Source organism: Mesorhizobium sp. M4A.F.Ca.ET.050.02.1.1 (assembly GCF_003997725.1).
In the GTDB taxonomy this organism is placed as follows: domain Bacteria; phylum Pseudomonadota; class Alphaproteobacteria; order Rhizobiales; family Rhizobiaceae; genus Mesorhizobium.
Genome location: NZ_RZSG01001517.1, coordinates 1 through 433, shown reverse-complemented (window position 1 = coordinate 433; position 433 = coordinate 1). Strand labels below are relative to the sequence as shown.

The window sequence follows — 433 nt, the reverse complement described above, 5'->3', positions numbered from 1 at the left end:
GGGTGACCGTTCGCCGGCCGGCGTGCCGGCCGAGAACGAAACCATCGCCGGCGTCGGCTTCCTCGGCAAGGCAGTCTCCGGTGTGGCGCCGAAGGACCTGAAGCCGCTGGCGGATGCCGGCAAGAAGTCGCTCGGCTCCGGCGTCGTCGTCTTCGTCGGCGCCGGCGAGGACAACAAGGCAAGTGTCGTCGTCGGCGTCACCGACGACCTGACCACCCGCTTCAGCGCCGTCGACCTGGTGCGCGTGGCGTCCGCCGCGCTTGGCGGGCAGGGTGGTGGCGGCCGGCCCGATATGGCCCAGGCCGGCGGTCCCGACGCCTCGAAGGCCGAGGACGCGATCGCGGCGGTGAAGGCGGCGCTGGAAGCGGCGTGACCTCGCTTGAGGTCGCCGCGCAGTCACGCTAGCCATCCCGGGAGCGCGAAGTGACGACAC

1 protein-coding gene is annotated in these 433 nt (G+C 72.3%); it reads left to right on the top strand.

What is annotated here, in order from left to right:
- Positions 1–373: DHHA1 domain-containing protein (locus tag EOA33_RS38440; protein WP_245482625.1), on the top strand; the 373-nt coding region annotated here is incomplete at its 5' end.
- Positions 374–433: the final 60 nt, after the last annotated feature.